This window comes from Adlercreutzia sp. ZJ138 (genome assembly GCF_011038935.1).
Lineage (GTDB): Bacteria > Actinomycetota > Coriobacteriia > Coriobacteriales > Eggerthellaceae > ZJ141.
This window is the reverse complement of the sequence record NZ_JAAKEA010000006.1, coordinates 23,839-43,226: the sequence shown is the minus strand read 5'-3', so window position 1 is coordinate 43,226 and position 19,388 is coordinate 23,839. Positions and strand designations below refer to the sequence as shown.

Here is a 19,388-nt window from a genome sequence, read left to right as displayed (position 1 = left end):
CCCCACGGAAACGCCGGTTACAAGCCGGTTACAAGCCGACTGCTGGCGTGCGGGTGTTGTCGCACCCGCACAAAACCCGAGACGACCTTACAGGCAGCTATCCCTAAAACCCAATGGATGAGGGCGAGAACAAGCTATGGAACTGGGTTTTCGCGTAACGGTCGGTCATGCCAGCAATGTAGTCTGTCACCGCACGCAAATCATCGCCTCCAGATATGGCTCGGTATTCCTCGGGAACGTCATCCATATGAGAAACGTAATAGTCAAACAAACAGTCGATGAGCCGGGTTGCCTTGCCCACCTCGGCCACCACCACCGGCGCGTAATACACGCGTTCGAACAGGAAACGCCTCAGCTCCATCATCGCGTCCCATACCGCAGGACTCATGGCAATCTCGCCCGCATCCGCCGAAGTTGACACCATGTCGAACACCAACCGTTCAATGCGCGAGGAATGATCAGGTCCGAGCACACGATGCGTAGATGCAGGTAAATCGCTCTCGCACAAGATGCCAGCGCGAATAGCGTCGTCAATGTCGTGGTTCACATACGCAATGCGGTCGGCCGTAGCAACAATGCGGCCTTCCATGCTCTCGGCACGCAAGTCGCCTGTGTGGTTCACAATACCATCGCGCACCTCGGGCGTGAGGTTGAGCCCCTTGCCACCGTTCTCGATAACCTCAACAACGCGCAGGCTCTGCACGTTGTGTTGGTAGAGCAGATGCACACGAGGGTCGTCGGGTGACATTCCCCGATGTCGCGCGATTGAGCGAGCAAGCGCTTCCTCGCCGGTATGTCCGAACGGCGTGTGCCCTAAGTCGTGACCGAGCGAAATAGCCTCGGTTAGATCCTCGTTTAATCCCAGCGCGCGGGCAATGGTGCGGGCAATCTGCGCCACTTCCAGCGTGTGTGTAAGCCGCGTGCGGAAGTGGTCGCCCTCGGCCGCAAGAAACACCTGTGTCTTGTGCGACAACCGCCGAAACGACTTCGTATGCAAAATCTTGTCGCGATCGCGCTGGAAATCGTTGCGCAAGATGTCGGGTTCAGTTGATCGGTCGCGCCCCTCCGATTTGTCCGCGAACATCGCCGCCGGGTCAAGCACAACGTGTTCGCGCGCCTCTTGATCTTCGCGGTAGATGATGCGCATGATGAAGCTCCTAACCCCTCTGCCCGCCGAGCGCCTTCACTCCCCCGTTCGACGGTTCCACCTCTGACGGATCGCGCTGCTCAACGGGAATCTGTGCGCCATTGTACGCCGCTACTTCCCGCCGTCTAAAAACTTCTTCCGCGTGACGAAATTCCATACCATAACCACCGCAGTAGCCGCGAACTTAGTAATGCGATAATCGATGCCCAAAAGGTCAGTTCCCGCCCACAGGCACGCATTGTTAATAAGAAGGCCCGCAACCGACAGCACCACGAAGATAATAAACTCGCGACGGCGGCTCATACCTTGCTTGTGTGAGAACACGTAGCGCATGGACGCCAGATAATTGAACACTACCGACACCGTAAACGAAATAGTAGCCGACACCAAATACGGTATGCCGAAAAGCTCGGTGAGCAGCACCAACAAACCGTAGTCAATGACGAACGCTAACACGCCCACCACGCCGAATTTCATTATTTGTGCAATCAATCTTCCCATGGGCGTAAATTGTACAACGCAAGCGCGTCACACAAGCCCGAACTTCCCTCGCCATCGCGATTTCACGAATTGAAGACGAATTGAGAAATGGTTCGGCGGGGATCGACGGGAGTTCGGTGACAATCTGGCAGAAATTCGGCGTGGTGGGCGTGTTAGCGTTCGTCATTGACTACGGTTTGTCGGTGCGCCATGATCCATCAACCAACGCAGGCGGCAAAAGCTTCTACAGTCCTTACTGCTAGTCGGCGATGCGCCACTCGGCAGCCGACGTGCTCCCCGTGTTCGTGATCCGGCCCGCCTTGCGCAGCGACTGGAGCAGATAGCTCACGTGGTCACCCTTCTGCTTGGCTGTGAGGTCAGCCGGCAGCGCGTGGTCGAGCTCGGCGATGATCTCCGCACGCGAGCACGGACGCACTCGCAGCAGCTCCAGTATTAGCTCCTTGAACACGCTGTTGTCCAGCCCCTTGGTCCTCACATAGTCGCCGTGTGTGCCGGTTGCCGCAGCCACCTCAGCCGATATCGTGAGCTTCGGGTAACGTCCCCTCACGAGCTTGCTCTCATGCAGCAGCCGCGACTGGTCCTTAGTGATAGGAATCCCCTTCTGCACCAGGTCGAGCAGAAGAACCGTGACGAGGTCCAGGTTGGGGTCTTTGGCGAGCAGTCGGGAGTAGTCCTCGTTCAGCACGGTCCCGTAGAGCGTCACCGACACGCGAGCCGGCTTGGTGAGATCGTAGGTGGGCATGGGCAACAGGCGGCCGCGCTGGATGTCGAAGACGTTGCGGATACCGATGGCGTTACGGTCCATCATCCCCGTCTTGTTCATCGCACTCGAAAGCAGCGGATTGCGGTAGTAGGGAGGCTTATAGCCGCTCTCGAGTGCCGCCTCTATGGTCTCAGGAATGAACGTGCCCTCGTTCTTGAACACGAGTCTATCCTCATACTCCAGCACGTTAATCTTGCCCGACATCCGGAAATCCTGATGCGCTATCGCGTTGTGTAAAAGCTCGCGGATGACCTCAGGACTATAGCGGTACGCCTCAGTTGGGAACAGCGTGTCCTCGCGGTCGAAGAAGCGGTACTTCTCGTTTCTAATCTTGCCGAGCACGCAGTCGACCTGCATGATGAAAGGTGGCTCGAAGTGCTCGTATGCAATTGTGGAGCCGTCGCTCGCGTAGAGCGTCCAGGTGATGCGGGGTTCTATGCCACCCAGAAACACGCTCGACTCCGACTTGCCCAGAAGAACGAGTGCAGCGTTCGTCACATGCCCATGGATGATGAGCCCCATCTTGCTCAGGATGGAGACCTCGTCCAGGTCGCGGACGGCTGGCTGATTCTCCTCGAACTTCTCCACATACTTCTTGCAGGCGAACGACACCGCATCAGGGTCGAGGTCATCAAGGTTCGCCTCGAACGCGAGCTGCCGCGACCAGTCAGGACGGCTCTGCCCGTAGATGGCCTCTAGCTTGAACTTGGGCATCTCGGCGAGTGACTCGTTCTCGCGCGACCAAGGAATGCCATGCCAGGTGGTCGGCGTTGCGAAGGTTCCCGCGGGAATCTGGAAGGCGACGATGCGCTTCCCCTCCATCTCGAACTCGTATATCTCCTCGAAGGTCATGCCCTCGTTGGTGAACTTTGCAATCTCGCGCTTGAGGCGGTGCAGCCCGACGCTAGGCATCCTCGCCTCCTTACGGTAGGCGGTGCCATTGATCTTTCGGTCGTTCGTGATGCCGAAGAGGAGCCACCCGCATTCCGTGCCGCGAAGGTTCGCCTCGTTGCTGAGCGCCGAGAAGTACTTCCCGATATCCTCGAAGTCGTAGTTCTGCTTCGCGGTCTTGTACTCGACGACCTCCGTTTCAACGTCTCCGATGAGACGCAGAACCAGGAAAGGCATCTCGCTCAGCTGTCGCATCATGACACTCCCAACTAATGTAATTCCATTTCAAAACTAATGTAATTTTACGCCCATTTACATTAGTTGGTAAAGTCCCCATTTCGGTTCTCTCCAAGAGCCCACAGGACAAACTAATGGAGGAGAGAGCACCTCCATTACTGGACAAGCTCATGACCTGCGAATATCAGTAGATGTTGGATGGAAACTAATGTAATGGCGCATGGAAACGCTTTGTTACTCAGCCGATTTTACATTAGTCCGCACGCACCTCAGCAGACGCGCTTTTCTTGCCCAGTTCCCGCGCTGCCAACTTGTTCGAGCTGGCAGGAATCACGGCTTCTAATTCTCCTACAAGCTGTTGGAGTAATTCGTTCTCAAATCCGCTGGCATCGAACCGATACCATTTCTTCATGTACCACAGGTTCGTAATGCTGAATGCCTTGGCGTCTGGATACTCGCTTTGCGAATCGAGGCTCACCTGCGCCTCCTGTTGCTCTTGGCCCTGCTGTTGCGACGCGTTCTCCGCAATCAGATTTGCCGAAGGGGATGGAGATAGTCTCGCCCCCGCTCTTCTCCCTGTCAAAGAGCACGTCGGAAAGGAACACGCGCATCTTGCTCAGGTCAAAGCGTTCCTGGCGCTATCCGTGGACGTGGAGCATTTCGCCAAGATGAAGGTCTCCCGGGTGGCGGGGTCCGCCTTTGTTCCCACCAGAAGGCCGTGCAGAGCCACGGTCGTCACCAGCTGCTGGGTGCGGCGGTTGCGCAGCGTCGCGCGGGCACGATTCTTGACTCTTTCTTTACCGAAAGGATGCAGGCAGACACCCCAACCCAAAAACAAGCCGTCTACTTGCACCTTTGCAAGTGGGATTCAGTTACAATCCCAACACACAAAATACCCTGACCCTATTGTCGCAGGGGAAGTAGGTTCGGGCGAATCTTGCGCGCTCACCTTCTGCCTGAGCCGGTATCCTCATCAAGAGCTCGGATGGCCTTCGGAAGATAGGTGACGCAGCCCACGACAAGGCAGATCAGGCCGTCGATTATGAAGAACGGGGCAACACCAACTGCTTCGGCCAGCACGCCGCCGAGCGCCACGCCCACTGGCGTGGCCAGCCCGAGGGCCGCAGTGATGAGCCCCATGGCACGTCCGAGCTTTTCTTCTGTAACCGTACGCTGCACAAGCGTCATAAGGGGCCCGTTGAACCAGGCACACGCCACGGCCATGATGGCGACGAGGACAACAAATGTGCCGAACGCGTCCGATGGCAACAGCCCACATGTAGCGGTGGCCAGACCAACGACGATGGCCGCCGCCGCGATGAGCGCCGCCAGACGCTTGCCACCGCCCCACACCATAAGCACGACCGAACCCGCCAACATACCGATACCGAACGCTGCCTCCGTAAGCGACGCCGCGTAGCCGTCGCCGCCGAAGTGATCGTAGGTCATGAGCGGGAACACGGCCGAAAGCGGCCCGAAGGTCATCATGCCCGCGGTCACCATCACGATGAGCAGCCCGAGCCCGCGATGGGCGGTCACAGCGCGCCAACCGTCGCGCAGATTGGCAAGGACGTGCTGCTGCTTTGCCGCCTTGTCGGTCACAGTCGGCACCTTCGCCAGCGCAAGCCCCAGAATGGCGAACACCGCGCCTGCGAAATCGAGAAACATCACCGACGAGAACCCCAGCGTGGTGTACAGGAATATGCCGAGCGCGGGTGCCCCGATGGACGTGAGGGAAACCAGCAGTTGGTCGAGCACGTTGATACGCAGCAGATGCTCGTCGGGCACAAGCAGTGGCATGGCCGCCATCATGGCCGGAGAGTGGAAGGCCTGGGCGACTGCGCGGGCGATACACACCGCAAGCAGAAGAGGGAGGGACACGTCGCCCGCAAGGATGAGCAGACCAGCGACAAGCGATATGAGCCCGACCGCTCCGTCGGCGGCGATCATGATAGCCTTGCGGTTGTGCCGGTCGGCCACCACCCCACCAAACGGCGAGATGAGCCCCGTTGGCAGCAAGACGCATACGGTCATAAAAGCCAGCACGAGCGCGCTGCCAGTCGATTCGGTTACATACCACACCACGGCGTACCCCGCGGCACCGCTCGTCAACATCGACATCGCCTGACCGGCCCAGATGAAAGCGATGGTCGCAAGCCAGCGTTTCGGTAACGGCAGGCCGGCGGCACTCACAGGGGCAGGACGGCCGACGTGTGACGCGGGCGAAACGCTTTTGTTTTCGGTCATGATGATCTCCTTCAAGCCAACCTATCCCACGACGTAGTCCCAACACATTTCGACTGTCAATAGAGCAGGACCCCCTACCCGGGTGAGTTTGTCTTCCTGAGGAAGCAGCAGGTCGTAGAGATTTACGTGCAGGCCGCGATAGTCAGGACAGACGCGCTCAAGTACAGTCACGCAGCTGGCCGTATCGAATTGTGCGATCCAGCGCGTCTCGGCAAGGAGCTGCGCCAGCCACACTTCAACGTAGTCGAGTCCCAAGAGGCTTTGGTCTACAGGCACACTCAACTGGTAGTCGATGTCACAAGGGACCTCGTGCGCGGCGAAGTACACATTGTAGCGTTTCTTTATATTGCCCAGGCTTGCCAGGGTATCGCGAAGTGCGACGTTGCGAATGGGCGGCATGGTCGCCACCGCCTCGCGCCAGAGAGCCAGTGCGTCATTGGTGCGTCTTTCCAGATCTTGGATGGCTTCGCGCCACAGCGCGACAGGGTCGTCCACGTCAAGGATGCGAGCGGCCTCATCAGGTGTGGCGTCGGCGACACCAAGCACGTAGGCCACTGACGCTGCCAGCTCGTGCGCTTCGTGGGCAGATATGCTCGAACATCCGCCCGCGCAGTACAGGTCGACAACGTGCGCCATAAGGTGGGCGAAGCCCTCCGACGCCCTGCCGATGTCGGGGATGCGCTGGCTCTGTTCTAGCCCATTTCCGCTAATCGTCCCAATCATCGGCCCATCCCTCTCCGTTCCATCCGTCGGCCTGTTCGTCATAGTCCCACTTGACGGGGTCGAACGTGTATATGTGTCCCTCGTCGTCTGTTATGCGGTACGTCTCATAGTTCTCCGCTTCGGCCACTCGCACGTATTCAGCGGAAAAGCGCATGATCTCATCTGATGGCATCGAAGTGACTGTGGCGACATCGCCCCATGCGTCCAGGCAGCCGCGCATGGCTTCGGCAATCTCCGTGTCGGGCACGTCGGCCGGCAGCTCGTCGCGTATGGCATAGAACGCGTCCTGTAGATCGGCCAGGTCGCGGGCAAGACCATCTTGAAAAAGGCAGGGCGACGTAGCCACGGCCTCCGTCACGATCGCGATCGCGGGAACCCCAAACTCCACCCGTCCGGTCTCTCTCAGCGCTTCGTCTCTGCGCTCTGCAAGCATCCGGGCGTCTTCGCAGGAGATGGACAGCCCTCCTGCGGCCAGCCGCCCGTTCACCTCGGCAAGCATCGAATTCGCCCGTGTCCGCGCCGGTGCCGAAAGCCATGCGTTTGCGTCCATGCACACCATCCCTTTCAAATCGCTGACAATGCTTAATACCGCGAAGGGATGCACAGTTCAAGACTGCAATTTCAGGCATAAAAATGGTAATGTAGGCGGTATCAGAGAGCGATTCTCCACGAAATCCTTTGCAGTGGTTGTAGAGTCAGGTGCTTGCGCCATGCCTGATACAGGGTGACAATAGGTGACAGTAGGGTCGGGGGCATTCTTTCGCATTTTCCCCAGGTCGGAGTGAGTAGCATCAGGCACCTCGGCGCGCCTGTGGGACTTGGCCTTTTCAAGGAAAGGCGTGGCGGCGGTTACAACAATTACAGCAGTCTCACCAGCAACATTGTCGTAATGCGCACACGCTATTCGCATCCTCTATCAATCACGGCAAAGGAGTTCCCGTCGCTCTTTGAAGCTTTCCCCAATGTTTTCTCCCACGCTCTGAGCCGCCAGAAAACCATCTTTACAAACAAGGTCGGTGGCTTTTTTTAAGGCATCGGGAAATGTCTCCAAAAGCTCATTAAGCTCGTTGTTGGCGAACTTTTCGCCAACTCCACAAGACCGGGCAGTCGTCAAAACGTCGTCACGTGTTACTTTGTCTATACGGCGAGAACGTCCGAACGAAACCCCCATCTCTCTATCTACCTCAGGGTAGATTGTTGTGCAGGTAATGTCGTACAGCGGCGACACCTCTCGCGACGACCAATCCTCGCTCCAAAGCATCGAGTGGTTTTTCAAATGGTTGTCAGCATTTCCCAAAGCCCAGTCAAGCAGCAGGCGCGAGAAAAGCAGCCTTCTATCGCCAAATGGATTCCGACTTTCCTCGCTGATGAGTCTCGCGCAATGGTTAGCATAGTTTCCATCGGTGGGTTCGTATTTGTCATAGAAATGCGGCAAAGCTTGGAAGAAATCCTCCTGATGTCGACGATGCAAGAAGATGTCGCCGACATCGTAGCGATCGAATCGCTTGACGGCGATAAGGGGATCGCGGCCGGCAATAGGGACAAGACGACATGATGCCGCCTCGAAGCCAAGCAGCGAGACAACTTTCATACAAATAGCTTCGTTGATTGTTTGGTGAGGGAAACTACCGTCGCATGCTTTGACAATATGGCTTGAAGGAGCTGATCCTTCCGGATAAAACCAGCTGTTTTGCGCGTCATCAAAGAAGAGGCCTACCTTCATCTGAGCTCCCGCCAAAGACAGCCTTGAACGGTGTGCGGCGCGCGGCGCAAATTCTCGCGGGTGTTCCGTAAAACGCCCAAGATCACCCTCATCCAGAGGAAGATATCCGCGATTTGCACTTGGTGGTTCCCCGTCGGTCTTGAATACCAACGCACCAGCAGATTCGTTGTTCAAGTGCTCCAGAAAAGAGTGTATGTCGCCGATATTGGCGTGAAAAGCGCGACTCAGGCTTTTCCGCATGCTTCCCTCCGGCAATATACCTTCGAAAAATGATGTCGCCTCACTAGAAGGGAAAGCCCCTTCCCGCAAAGGAAACACATGGGAAATCGACTGAGCGGTTTCGTTTTGAAGATAGCTGTCGGAGTAAGAGAAGCCAACGCCTTCCTCGGTAGACACCACGCGTCCCACCTCTTCGAAGCTGCCGCAGTACTCGCGATATACGATAAGGTCTTGGTTTGCCATGAGCGCTACCTCTCGAACGCGACAATGTCGATACCCATTGCTGTTGCATAGAGCAGGATTTTGCCGATCCCTACCGTCTCTCTGCCGCGTTCTATTTCTCCTACCAGCCGTGGACTGAACCCCAGCATGTCAGCGACGTCTTCCTGCGTGTACCCTAACTTCTTTCGACGCTGGCGAAGAGCTGCGCCTATGATGGCCACCTTTGTCACGTGCGTACCCTGCGCCAATATCTGGTCGCGACTTATGTTCATGTGAGCCCGATTCTTACATATAGGTATGGTAATTCGTCGAGTTCATAGTATCATACCTATGCGTAAGATATTGTTTGAAATCCGCTATATCTTACCTATAGGTAATCTATCGACTCCGACTATTGTGCAACAGTTTAACCAACCGAACACCGTCCATTTTGTTATGGAATCCCTCCCTTTACCTCTCTGATACCAGCCGCTGTGCCGTCCGCACCGTCCGCAATTGGAGACCGTCACTCGTGTGACAAAATGTTACGTCTATTGTCACAGGGGAAGTAGGTTCGGGCGAATCTTGCGCGCTCACCTTCTGTCTGAGCCGGTATCCGCATCAAGGGCGCGGATGGACTTCGGAAGATAGGTGGCACAGCCCACGGCAAGGCAGATCAGGCCGTCGATTACGAAGAACGGGGTGACACAAACTGCTTCGGCCAGCACGGTTTCGTTTCCTGCGGCTAGACTACATACACCAGAGATGCCGCTGACGCCGAATCTCGCAAACTGCGGCATTTGAGCAAAACTCCTGGAAAACGGCGTGAGACACGGAACGTATCGTCGATGCGACGTTGCGGCTCTTTCCAACGCCGCCCGCACCTCCTACCTTTGATCTCGCATCAAGGGAAATGCTGATTAACCCCGCCAGCCTCACACAGACGTGGCACGACGACGCCAGTCAGCGTTTCCCTCAGCGAGACGAAGGGAAGTGGTGCACGTGTCGAATACAACAAGCAAACGCAACGTAGGAGGAAAAGAACTGATCGCGGGGTTGGGGCTACTGGTCACCTTCACGCTGTGGACTGCGCTCATCCAATGCGTGGACATCCGTCCCGTCGGCCAGAACGGGACGGATGTCGGCTTCGCGACGTTCAACGTGTGGTTCCACGGACTGACGGGCGTACACATGGGGGTCTATTTGATCACGGACTGGCTCGGCCTGGTGCCCATCGCGATATGCGCGTGTTTCGGCGCATTGGGCGCTGCGCAGCTGGTCAGGAGAAGGAGCCTACTTCAGGTGGACACGGACCTCCTTCTGCTGGGCGCCTATTACCTTTTCGTTATCTTCGGGTACCTGATCTTCGAAATGATCCCGATCAATTACCGCCCCGTGCCCATAGACGGGATGATGGAAGCGTCGTATCCTTCTTCTACGACACTCCTGGTCTTAAGCGTCATGCCGACGCTGAAGTACCAGGTCGACCGCAGAGCGAAGAGTCCCGTTCTCAGGAGTGCCACAACGGCGTTCGTGGCCGCGTTCTCGGTACTCATGGTGCTCGGACGGCTGGTGTCGGGCGTACACTGGGCGACGGACATCGTCGGGGCGGCTCTTTTGGCGGCCGGGCTGTTCGTGATGTACTTGTCGGCCGTCACGTTCGCAAACCACAGAGGGACAAAGCCTGACACGGAGGGACGAGGATGGAGTTTTGCGAGAAGCTGCAGGAACTGAGACGGGCACAGTCTCTCACACAGGAGGAGCTCGCACGGGCCCTTTACGTCTCCCGAACGGCGGTGTCGAAGTGGGAGTCGGGCAGGGGCTACCCGAGCATCAACTCGCTCAAGGAGTTATCCCAGTTCTTCTCCGTGTCCATAGACGAGCTCGTATGCCCAGACGAGCTCGTCGCGGCAGCAGACGAGGACAAGAGGGAGCTTGCCGGCAGGTACCGCTCCCTTATTTGCGGCGTGCTCGACGTGCTGCTTGTTGTGCTTCTATTCGTACCCGTCTTCGGCAACGGCGCGGACTCCGACGCCGCAGTGGCACTGGCGGATCTAACCAGCATCAGCCCCTGGCTGAAGGCCGTGTTCGCGGTGCTTATCTGCGCCACGGTTCTGGAAGGTGCGCTCGAGTTGATTGCGGCCAACCTCGACAAGACGGCGTGGGCCAAGGGTCTGCTTGCTGCGGGCATGATCCTCTCGATCGCGGGCGTCGCGGTATTCATCGCTTCCAGGCAGCCGTATGCAGGCATCGTCTGCTTCGCCTTGCTGGTGGCAAAAGGCTTCTTCATCTCCCAGGGGAAGTAGGCTTAGACGGACCTTGCGCGCTCGCCTTCTGTTCCGACAAGCATTCTCGTGGTGAGCCATATGTTTGCATCCATGCGCAACACCCCTTTCAAATCGCAGACAATGCCTAATACCGCGAAGGAGGGCGCGGTTCAAGACTGCAATTCTTGGCGAATACGTGGTAATGTGGGTAGCATCAGGGAGGCGATTCTCCACGAAATGCCCTGTTGTCACACGCTCCCCTTCAAACGTGCAAACGCTTCGGAGTGCGTATGCTCTGGTATGATGGGATTGCCCTGGGACGGGGCGCAATCGCGTTTGCGAGCGACTTGACGCGTGGAGGTAATTGCTCATGGCAGACACAACAGCAACTTACGAGAACGGCATCTACCGGGTGGGCAGTGTACGCTTGTCAGACCTGGCGGGACGCAAGGCGCTGCCCATCGGGGTGAGCAACTTCCGCATGGTGATGGAAAACTACGTGTTCATTGACAAATCACTGCTCATAGCCGACGTGCTTCGCATGCCGGGAACCTCAAATTTGTACTGCCGCCCGCGCCGATTCGGTAAGTCGCTCAACCTCGACATGCTTCAAACCTTCTTGGAAGCCCCCGTGCTGGGCAGCCCAAATGCGGCCGATCCGCGCCCCCTTTTCGAGGGACTTGCCATATGGGATGCCGAAGACGGGCGCTTTCGTGAACACTGCGGTGCCTATCCGGTAGTGCGCTTCTCGTTCAATGATGTAAAGAAGGCCGATTGGGATCTTGGGTACGGCGTCGTGAAGGCGGCGTTATCCATGGAGTACGGGCGCCATGGCTATCTGCTTAACAGCAATGCATTAAACGATACTGAGAAAGAGCGCTTCGGTCGTATTGTTGCGGGGAAAGCTAGCGATGCCGATTATGCCGCGTCGCTTCTCTTCCTCACTCAGCTACTGCAAAAGCATCACAACAGGCAGGTAGTCGTGCTCATCGACGAGTATGATGCGCCGGTCATGGCTGGCTACACCTACGGCTACTACGACGAGGTGGTAGCTTTCCTTAAAGGCTGGCTCACCGGTGCCCTTAAGGATAATAACGCTCTGGCCGTTGCGGTGCTCACCGGGGTACAGCGCATTTCGAAGGAGTCCATCTTCTCGGATTTAAACAATCTTCGCGTGGACACGTCTCTGAATGTCGCCTCAGACGAGCGCTACGGATTCACTCAGTCGGAAGTGGATGCCCTAGCGACATACCGTAGTCAAACGGAAGGCCTTAATGAGGCCCGCACGTGGTACGACGGCTATCGATTCGGGAATGTGGACGTATACAACCCCTGGAGTGTACTGAGCTATCTCAACCACGAATGTGCGGCTGATGTTTACTGGGGTAACACCTCGGGCAATGGCGTGCTCGCCGACATGGTGCGCGATGCCAACGAGGAAACATTGGGGAAACTCTACCGACTGCTGGAGCCCAGCGGCACAGTGGAAGAGCCATTGGACACAAGCGTAGTGTTTCCTGATGTGGGAGTTCGCGAGGGAGCGATTTGGAGCATGCTATACCTCGCTGGATACTTGACTACCGACGATACGTCCTTACCGGGAATGACCCGGCGTCTGCGTCCTTTGCGCATTCCCAACGAAGAGATAGCGCAGCTGTATCGTGGCGAAATAATTGACCGCTTCACGTAAGTGGCCGGCGGGCGCGACCGCCTGGCGGCGCTGCACCGGGCTTTTGCGGAGGGCGACGAAGACGGAGTAACCGCCGAGCTTGCCGACATCCTGCTGCGAGCACCAAGCTACTACGACCTTGCCTCTGAGAACAGCTACCACATGCTCGTGCTGGGGCTTCTGTTCAACATGCGCGGCTACGATACGCCTGTCTCAAACCGCGAGGCCGGCCGTGGACGCTTCGACGTGCGCGTGATGCCTGAGGAGACGGACGGAGGCCCAGCGGTGCTGGTCGAGGTGAAGTGGGCACGGCCCGGCTCCCCAGAGTCCACCGACCTGCCTGCCCTGGCCACTACTGCCCTCGCCCAGATTTCCGACCGCAACTACGCTGCCGATCTGCCCGCAGGCACCACGGTGCGCCTATGGGGTCTGGCCTTCTCGGGGAAAGACGTGGCGGCGGTTACGACATCCACGTTATCGTAGTGCGATAATAGGCCTTCGAACGGCGCATACAAGAGAGGTTAAACGCTATGATCTACTGCTTCTCAGGAACGGGAAACTCGCTTTGGGCGGCACGCGAGCTGGGCTCGGCTCTTAACGAACCTGTTGAAGGTATCATCTCGTATCGCAGCACAGAGCGCGTCATCTGCAATGACAACGTTGTCGGCTTTGTATTCCCCACTTATATGAACGACATTCCTTGGATCGCCAAGGAATTCCTACTGAAATTGCTTGTGCGTCCCAACTGCTACGCCTTCGCGGTAATGACCTCAAGCCGTGGAGTCAGCAAGAACTCGTTCGAGAATATCGACGCAGCGCTCTGTGCAAACAACGCGAAGCTCTCAGGGGCATTCAACCTGCAAATGCCCGGCAACTGCATCCAAAGCAGCCACGAACAAAACGCCGAGCGCCTCGCCGACGCACCGTCTCACGTGACACACATCGCGCGAGAGGTGAGTTCGCGCACAGTCAACTTCACGTCCGTCGACAAACCACCAAAACGTAACTTCATCGAAAGCTCGTTCTATTATGGAACGAAACGTTTGGGACACTTAAACGCTATGAAGCGCTTTGAGATCACCAATGCCTGTAATGGATGCGGCGATTGCGCGCGAGCGTGCCCAACCGGCAACATTCGCATAGCAAACGGCACTGCAGAACACGACACGAACTGCGCAGCTTGCTACACATGTCTGCACTGGTGCCCGCAGCATGCCACCCGCGTCAAGCTGCCGAGCCTGCGCAATCGCTTCCAGTACCACCACCCCGCCATCACACTGGATGACATCGAGCACGCAAATGCCCACACCGAACATCCGAGCTCGGAATAGTTTCGAGCAGAACGACTGCAAGCAAAAGCAAGAGAAGCACGACGGCAGACGCTAATCCAGTTCGCCGTACTTGTATGCTACAAAAATAGCTTGCGGTGACTCGTAGAAGAAACTGCTGTTGTAGTCGTCAATGAGTTTGCTCACAGGTGAATTGTATGCGCGCAGAACCGCTTCCTCATCACATACCTGTTCATCTTCAGCAATGTTAATCACCAAACGCTTGTACACTTTTCCGATATCCCAGTGGCTCGGAACTGCATAGCGAGCTGAGGATACATTATCGAAACAACCCGCAGAAATACCAGCATCTTCGATAAATGAATCGCTCACAGCATCAATGTTGTCACTGTGATACACATCTGCAAGCTCGATTATCTTGCCGATACGCTTCACTCCAAGCGCGTTGGCCACATCGCTTCGACGATTGGTTGTCTTCCTCGCTATGTAGTCAATGAGACTGCACGTGAAGAAAATGGCATTCGCTCGCTCACTTTCCCTTCCCTCCATGATCACGCCCTCTCACTTGAAACGAACTCGAGACAACGGAGTGCCTTCTGCGAGCAAAAGGCGATTTGATGAGTAGGATATTTAAACTTCGCAAGCACCCAGAATTGCTCTCGCGTGATAGACCCATCAAGATAGTCCGATACGAAGTTGTATATTTGGTCATCCGCCATCGCGCCGATCACGATATCATGACAATGAGGCTCGCCATGCCGACACGCAATAATAAAATCGAGCCATTCCTCTGTCATCTCATGAAAGTTGAGAATGTCCAGATCGGAACCAAAATGCACCGTGTATGTGTTGACGACGGGAGTGTCAAATCGCTTCGCCCAACGTTCGGCCTGTTCGCGAATGATAGTACAATAAAACCCCGAACCGAAGTCTTTCGTGTACCGTCCAACGCGGACTTCCGGATGAGGAACCGTCACCCCGCTCCCGTGGTAAACCGTCATCTTCGACATGAAAATCCTTTCCATTGTGCAATGCCAGTATCCCTTTCGGCAGGAAGAAGCTACTTAGTCATCCGCAGAATTAGATGAAGTCTCAATGTGCTCAAATATCCCATCAACGTAATCCATTAATTCCTCAACAGCAAGTCGATAGTTTGGGTCAGGCAGTGAACCTGCATTAAACTGCCACTTATATGGCACACCTTTATCATGTAGTTGATCACGTAACTCTTTGGGCAGATCAAGCCAAACATCGCAAGACCATGTATCGAGCTCACTCTCTAATGAAAACGTTAACCCCCTGTATTGATAACGGCGTCCCCTTAATTCGATGCTTTCGAAGTTATCGCGGGTGATTTCAATCATTTTGTTTCCTGTCTTATTGTGGGAGCGCGGACTATTTCTGTTCCTTAGATGCGTCACAGTGATACTTAGCCTAATGACATTAGCTGTGACTCTGTCGTGGGTGGTTTCTACTCTCCGGGCACAAACGTATCGCGATCGGGAGCGAAGGACTGCATGGCCTCTATAGTTCGAGCGAACAACTCGTCGAGCTCCCAGCCGAGCATCTCGGCACCGCTGCGAATAACGTCGCGGCTTACGCCGGCGGCGAAGCGCTTGTCCTTGAATTTCTTCTTGAGCGATTTCACGTTGAAGTCTATCACCGAATTACTCGGGCGCATGACTATAGCCGCACCGATAAGCCCGGTAAGCTCTTCGGTTGCAAATAAGATCTTTTCCATCTGCAACTCAGGTTTCGGCAGGTCAGGATTGAAATCGGAGGTGTGCGACTGGATAGCGCGCACAAGCTCTGGCGTGCCACCCGCAGCCTCAATGAGCGGCGCGGCATACAACGTGTGCTTTTCGGGTTCGTCGTCGTGTTCTTCCCAATCCAGATCGTGAAGAAGACCTACGATGCCCCAGAATTCCTCGTTTTCAGGATCGAACTTGCGGGCGAAGTAGCGCATGGTCTGCTCAACCGTCTCACCGTGTTCGATATGGAACGCATCTTTGTTGTGTGCAGCGAGAAGCGCATATGCCTCTTCTCGAGTCATACCGGCCTGCATAGTTGCCATCCCAGACTCCTTTCAATGCTGCGTAGCGTAAACTGACCGTCATCTTCAGTCTGAAAGCCCTTTCCATCGGGCAATGTAAGTATACGCTCTTCATATGTCAAAAATGCGACCTCGGTCTTTTAGATGTGACTGGTACTTTACCCTCAAAAGTCACCGGTCATTTTGCAAGCCTTACAGAGTCGGAAAGGAACCGCTATGTTCGAGAAAAACCCCGATACCACACCGGTTGCCACATCGGCTTCGATGGCACACAGCTCTGAGTTCACTATCGGTTGCCACCTTTCGAGTGCGAAAGGCTATGCGCGTATGGCGAAAGACGCAGCTTCCATCGGGGCAAACACATTCCAGTTTTTCACCCGTAACCCCCGCGGCGGCCGCGCGAAGGCCATTGACCCCGCCGACATAGCATCGTTTCAGGCGCTCGCCGAAGAGCACGGGATCATACGCTTTCTGGCACACGCCCCCTACACCATGAACCCGGCAGCTGCAAAGCCGGAAACACTCGAGTTCGCGCTGCAAACGCTGGCCGATGACCTCGTGCGCATGGAACACACGCCGCATCAGCTGTACAACATGCATCCCGGATGCCACGTAGGGCAAGGTGCGAACGAGGGCATTCGTAAGATTGCCGATGCCTTGAACACCGTGCTCGCACCACAACAAACCACCACGCTGCTATTGGAAACTATGGCCGGAAAGGGAACCGAAATCGGCGGTCGGTTCGAAGAGCTGGCCGCTATCATCGAGCGCATTGAGTTGTCCGACCATGTGGGTGTATGCCTGGACACCTGCCATGTATGGGATGCCGGCTACGACATCGTAAACGATCTCGATGATGTGCTCGAACAGTTTGATCGAACGCTGGGGCTACGCAACCTGCGCGCCATCCATCTGAACGACTCCAAAAACCCGCTCGGATCACACAAGGACCGTCACGAAGTCATCGGCAGCGGATTCATTGGCGCGGCGGCATTTGCGCGCATTATCAACCACCCCGCACTGCGCGATCTACCGTTTTTCTTAGAAACCCCGCACGATGCGCTCGACGGATGGGCCCAAGAGATTGCCATGCTGAAAGAAATGCGCGCAGACGAATAACGAAACAGCACTGTCACGATGCACGTCGTATCCCATGCGTTTATTATGCGTCCGTGCACACGAAGCAGACGGTCAAAGGTACCTTACTGTTGCTTGACGCCGCCTACTGGTATGACGTCCGAAAAATGGTATTTAGCATCTGATGCAATGACCAGGTAGTTATCTTTGTTGCTGAACCTATCGTCTGTTGCCAGAATAACATCTGCAAAAGCGAACTGGCGATCAAGCTCGTTCAGTAGGCGAACAAGATGGCGAAACTCACGCCACTCGCTGCCACTTACCACATTTACCAGATACAGACCGCCGGGATTCAAGCGGTTCTTCACCGCTCGGATACCCATTGCGCTGGCAAGATCAGCTGCTGCAGCTTTTCCGGAAAACGCGTCGTTAACAATGGCGTCATAGCGTTGCTCGCAGCCGGCAAGGTAGGCCAGGCCATCGTCGTTGATAAGGCGGAATCGATCGCTTGAGCCTTCTCGTTCGCACAGCACGCGCACAAGCTCGTCCACATAGAAGTAGCGCTTTGCAACGTCGATAATGACCGGGTCCGACTCAACAACGTCAACGTGCACATCAGGCCGCCCCATGAGCACGTGCTTAGGCCACGCGCACCCTCCGCCACCGATCATCAGCACGTCACGGATGCAAAATGGCGCGACTTCTCCATCTTTATCACCATTGCCGTTGGTGTTTCCATCACCATGTTCAGCCTCAAACATATGATCGAACGCACGGTAGTACTCGAGCACGGGTTCATGCCAGCGCTCCCCAAAATACGTGGCCGACTGATATGCTCCCCCAACCGAAAGAACACGCACCGGTTCTTCCGCTTCGTCGCGCACGGTACGCACCACCGCCAAGCCAGCTTGAGCATGCGGAATCAGGTGAATATCCTGGCGACGCAACGTTTGTACGGCAGCAAACCCGGCAACCGCGCCCGCCACACCTGCGGCAACGCCGGCAACACAAGCACCCCTGCGCGCAAAGGACGTAAACATCTTTCCCGAAACACTCTTCCCCGACCGTGCCTTTGTCATAAACCCCTCCTATCGAACGGCTTTCGCCAGTGTCATGTAGCGTACTCCCTCGCGGTGTATGTAAGCGCGCAACATGATCCTTACGGCAGCAAATAGTCTTTCAGCGTTCGCGGAAAAACTCTTGCATCGGAGCAAGCAGGGTCTTGATCGCATTGCGTGTGATTCATTTCACCGCGCCCACTTTCTCGCCCACATTCCACCAGACGCACGTTGCCTGCAGCCGCAGCTGCTTCTAAGCTTCCGTAAGCCGCAATATAGCGAACAAGCGCTTCGTCAGTAATGAGTGCTCCGGTTGCATCTTGCCATATTCTCACGACAAACCCCCTGTATGACCAGTACAACCAGCACGTTCACCCCAGGTTTTCACCAACTCTACTTTAAGAAAGCTAACGAGTGGGTCCAGATCGCCATCCACATCGAATGCATCGAGTGCACCGTAATACGAAAGACGATCGGCTTCATCGATAGAAATAGGCGGATGCCGCAACGTAAGCAAAATGAAGTTCCCAAGCAACCGCGCCGTACGGCCATTTCCATCAGCAAACGGATGAATACGCGCAATCTGTGCATGGAGGTACGCAGCGATAACGAGTGCATTCTTCGAGGCATTCGAAGCATTTAGCGCTTCTCGAATCTCAATAAGCACGTTACCAATCGCCTCCGGAACGTCGCACGCAGCAGCTCCTGTGTCACGTGCGCCCACCACGTAATCGCCAAGCTTGAACGTTCCCGGACGCTCGCCTTTTGCCCATCGATCCTCATCGTAAGTACCCCAAGTTAGCAGACGGTGCGCCTCGAGCAGAAAAGTTTCATCAATGAAGACACCGTTGCGCACCGACAAAAGCAACCACTCCCACGCCGTTTTCGAGTTTTTAATCTCAAAGAGCGTACGCAAGCTCCCGGTGTACGACGTCACACCATCCCTATCGAATACCTCATGCGTATCACGGAAAGTAATCTCATCGTTTTCGATCTTTCCCGAGTTGTAAGAAAACCGCACCGCAAACGCATCAAGCGCCACAGCACGCGCATCGTCATCAAGGTCGCGCCACCATGAGATCACTTTGTTGCAGGCATCGTGCATAGTCATCGTTTCACCTCGGTTCCATCAATACGCGCTTCTGAACCATTCTACCGCAGAAACATATCTTCGCTTCCCGTTCAATAAGCTGGTGAACGAACAACGAAAGCAACCTACACTGACTTTGTAACTTCGGACGATGTTCGCAATCGATTGTATAACGATAGCGTCGCCAAATCCTCGATGCCATGCAAAAAGGTGCGCCGCTCGAAGACGACGCA

General features: G+C 55.8%; 24 protein-coding genes. 7 read left to right on the top strand and 17 right to left on the bottom strand.

The window, feature by feature from the left end; translation table 11 throughout:
* Positions 1-103: 103 nt before the first annotated feature.
* Both G7Y43_RS04050 and G7Y43_RS04045 read right to left on the bottom strand, forming a co-directional pair.
* Positions 104-1,147: a deoxyguanosinetriphosphate triphosphohydrolase gene (locus G7Y43_RS04050; RefSeq protein ID WP_165044354.1), complete on the bottom strand. Its 1,044-nt coding sequence runs from the start codon at positions 1,145-1,147 to the stop codon at positions 104-106.
* Between the two features lie 111 nt (positions 1,148-1,258).
* A complete protein-coding gene (locus G7Y43_RS04045; RefSeq protein ID WP_165044352.1) occupies positions 1,259-1,648 on the bottom strand; it encodes a GtrA family protein in 390 nt (129 codons plus the stop codon).
* Between the two features lie 116 nt (positions 1,649-1,764).
* Here G7Y43_RS04045 and G7Y43_RS10715 point away from each other — a divergent pair, with 116 nt between their 5' ends.
* Entirely contained in the window at positions 1,765-1,890 is a 126-nt protein-coding gene (locus tag G7Y43_RS10715) for a hypothetical protein (RefSeq protein WP_255464313.1), read from the top strand.
* Here G7Y43_RS10715 and G7Y43_RS04040 read toward each other — a convergent pair.
* From G7Y43_RS04040 to G7Y43_RS04005, 8 genes are all read right to left on the bottom strand, one after another.
* Entirely contained in the window at positions 1,887-3,560 is a 1,674-nt protein-coding gene (locus G7Y43_RS04040) for an RNA-binding domain-containing protein (protein ID WP_165044350.1), read from the bottom strand. The genes G7Y43_RS10715 and G7Y43_RS04040 overlap by 4 nt on opposite strands.
* A gap of 232 nt (positions 3,561-3,792) precedes the next feature.
* Positions 3,793-4,017, bottom strand: a complete 225-nt coding sequence (locus G7Y43_RS04035; protein WP_241158147.1) for a hypothetical protein — start codon at positions 4,015-4,017, stop codon at positions 3,793-3,795.
* 467 nt (positions 4,018-4,484) lie between these two features.
* Positions 4,485-5,786 (bottom strand): MFS transporter, encoded by a 1,302-nt coding sequence (locus tag G7Y43_RS04030; protein ID WP_165044452.1) that lies wholly within the window; start codon positions 5,784-5,786, stop codon positions 4,485-4,487.
* A gap of 21 nt (positions 5,787-5,807) precedes the next feature.
* Positions 5,808-6,509, bottom strand: coding sequence for a DUF6179 domain-containing protein (locus G7Y43_RS04025; protein ID WP_165044346.1), 702 nt, complete (start codon positions 6,507-6,509; stop codon positions 5,808-5,810).
* Positions 6,493-7,059, bottom strand: coding sequence for a DUF6323 family protein (locus tag G7Y43_RS04020; protein WP_165044344.1), 567 nt, complete (start codon positions 7,057-7,059; stop codon positions 6,493-6,495). The genes G7Y43_RS04025 and G7Y43_RS04020 overlap by 17 nt, the downstream gene beginning before the upstream one ends.
* Before the next feature lie 366 nt (positions 7,060-7,425).
* Entirely contained in the window at positions 7,426-8,694 is a 1,269-nt protein-coding gene (locus G7Y43_RS04015) for a HipA domain-containing protein (protein ID WP_255464312.1), read from the bottom strand.
* Between the two features lie 5 nt (positions 8,695-8,699).
* Positions 8,700-8,945: a helix-turn-helix domain-containing protein gene (locus G7Y43_RS04010; RefSeq protein ID WP_165044340.1), complete on the bottom strand. Its 246-nt coding sequence runs from the start codon at positions 8,943-8,945 to the stop codon at positions 8,700-8,702.
* Between the two features lie 300 nt (positions 8,946-9,245).
* Positions 9,246-9,452: a hypothetical protein gene (locus G7Y43_RS04005; RefSeq protein WP_165044338.1), complete on the bottom strand. Its 207-nt coding sequence runs from the start codon at positions 9,450-9,452 to the stop codon at positions 9,246-9,248.
* Positions 9,453-9,654: 202 nt separating this feature from the next.
* Between G7Y43_RS04005 and G7Y43_RS04000 the strand changes: the two genes are divergently transcribed.
* The 5 genes from G7Y43_RS04000 to G7Y43_RS03980 all read left to right on the top strand — a co-directional run bounded on the left by G7Y43_RS04000 (position 9,655) and on the right by G7Y43_RS03980 (position 13,919).
* Positions 9,655-10,386: a phosphatase PAP2 family protein gene (locus tag G7Y43_RS04000; protein WP_241158145.1), complete on the top strand. Its 732-nt coding sequence runs from the start codon at positions 9,655-9,657 to the stop codon at positions 10,384-10,386.
* On the top strand, positions 10,356-10,958 hold the full coding sequence (locus G7Y43_RS03995) for a helix-turn-helix domain-containing protein (protein ID WP_165044337.1): 603 nt from the start codon (positions 10,356-10,358) through the stop codon (positions 10,956-10,958). Before G7Y43_RS04000 ends, G7Y43_RS03995 begins: the two co-directional genes overlap by 31 nt.
* Before the next feature lie 331 nt (positions 10,959-11,289).
* A complete protein-coding gene (locus G7Y43_RS03990) occupies positions 11,290-12,609 on the top strand; it encodes an AAA family ATPase (RefSeq protein ID WP_165044335.1) in 1,320 nt (439 codons plus the stop codon).
* Positions 12,610-13,071: a PD-(D/E)XK nuclease domain-containing protein gene (locus tag G7Y43_RS03985; protein WP_165044333.1), complete on the top strand. Its 462-nt coding sequence runs from the start codon at positions 12,610-12,612 to the stop codon at positions 13,069-13,071.
* Positions 13,072-13,118: 47 nt separating this feature from the next.
* On the top strand, positions 13,119-13,919 hold the full coding sequence (locus G7Y43_RS03980; RefSeq protein ID WP_165044331.1) for an EFR1 family ferrodoxin: 801 nt from the start codon (positions 13,119-13,121) through the stop codon (positions 13,917-13,919).
* 51 nt (positions 13,920-13,970) lie between these two features.
* On the opposite strand, the gene G7Y43_RS03975 is transcribed toward G7Y43_RS03980, so the two are convergent.
* The 4 genes from G7Y43_RS03975 to G7Y43_RS03960 all read right to left on the bottom strand — a co-directional run bounded on the left by G7Y43_RS03975 (position 13,971) and on the right by G7Y43_RS03960 (position 15,951).
* Positions 13,971-14,426, bottom strand: a complete 456-nt coding sequence (locus G7Y43_RS03975) for a hypothetical protein (RefSeq protein WP_165044329.1) — start codon at positions 14,424-14,426, stop codon at positions 13,971-13,973.
* A gap of 2 nt (positions 14,427-14,428) precedes the next feature.
* Positions 14,429-14,887 (bottom strand): DUF3990 domain-containing protein, encoded by a 459-nt coding sequence (locus tag G7Y43_RS03970; protein ID WP_165044327.1) that lies wholly within the window; start codon positions 14,885-14,887, stop codon positions 14,429-14,431.
* A gap of 54 nt (positions 14,888-14,941) precedes the next feature.
* Positions 14,942-15,241 (bottom strand): hypothetical protein, encoded by a 300-nt coding sequence (locus G7Y43_RS03965; RefSeq protein ID WP_165044325.1) that lies wholly within the window; start codon positions 15,239-15,241, stop codon positions 14,942-14,944.
* Between the two features lie 107 nt (positions 15,242-15,348).
* Complete coding sequence (locus G7Y43_RS03960; protein WP_165044323.1) at positions 15,349-15,951, bottom strand: HD family phosphohydrolase; 603 nt, start codon at positions 15,949-15,951, stop codon at positions 15,349-15,351.
* Between the two features lie 243 nt (positions 15,952-16,194).
* Between G7Y43_RS03960 and G7Y43_RS03955 the strand changes: the two genes are divergently transcribed.
* The gene (locus G7Y43_RS03955) at positions 16,195-17,049 is read left to right on the top strand and encodes a deoxyribonuclease IV (protein WP_165044449.1); all 855 of its coding nucleotides are present in this window, start codon (positions 16,195-16,197) and stop codon (positions 17,047-17,049) included.
* Between the two features lie 83 nt (positions 17,050-17,132).
* Here the strand turns inward: G7Y43_RS03955 and G7Y43_RS03950 are convergent, their stop codons facing one another.
* From G7Y43_RS03950 to G7Y43_RS03940, 3 genes are all read right to left on the bottom strand, one after another.
* Positions 17,133-18,086: a spermidine synthase gene (locus tag G7Y43_RS03950; RefSeq protein ID WP_165044321.1), complete on the bottom strand. Its 954-nt coding sequence runs from the start codon at positions 18,084-18,086 to the stop codon at positions 17,133-17,135.
* Between the two features lie 80 nt (positions 18,087-18,166).
* Positions 18,167-18,400, bottom strand: coding sequence for a hypothetical protein (locus tag G7Y43_RS03945; RefSeq protein ID WP_165044319.1), 234 nt, complete (start codon positions 18,398-18,400; stop codon positions 18,167-18,169).
* Complete coding sequence (locus G7Y43_RS03940; RefSeq protein ID WP_165044317.1) at positions 18,397-19,176, bottom strand: Fic family protein; 780 nt, start codon at positions 19,174-19,176, stop codon at positions 18,397-18,399. The genes G7Y43_RS03945 and G7Y43_RS03940 overlap by 4 nt, the downstream gene beginning before the upstream one ends.
* Positions 19,177-19,388 lie beyond the last annotated feature (212 nt).